The 314-nt window shown below is 70.7% G+C and carries 1 protein-coding gene; it reads left to right on the top strand.

From position 1 onward, the window contains the following. Positions 1–104: 104 nt before the first annotated feature. Positions 105–314, top strand: a 210-nt coding sequence (locus tag Q5762_RS37705; RefSeq protein WP_315896824.1) for a hypothetical protein, incomplete at its 3' end; no start/stop codon positions are given.

Here is a 314-nt window from a genome sequence, read left to right as displayed (position 1 = left end):
CCACCGCCACCTACGAGTTCGAGCTGCCCCGCGCACTCATCGTGACCGCCAATGACCGCAAACACTGGGCGCGGCAGGCCAGCCTCGTGCGCAACCTCCGCCAGATGGCGGCTGTCACGCAGGGCCACGACCCGCACCAGATGCAGCGCGCCCACCTGACCGTGCACGTCGCCTACCCCGACCGCAGGCGGCGAGACGCCCACAACCTCAACCCGACCATCAAGGCGCTCGTGGATGGTCTCGTGAGCGGCTGCGGCTGGCGTCCGCGCGGCTGGGTGCCGCTCCTGCCCGACGACGACGACACCCACCTCATC

Source organism: Streptomyces sp. P9(2023), assembly GCF_032436795.1.
Lineage (GTDB): Bacteria > Actinomycetota > Actinomycetes > Streptomycetales > Streptomycetaceae > Streptomyces.
Note: the sequence above shows the minus strand (reverse complement) of the source record. Positions and strands in the feature narration are given on the sequence as shown.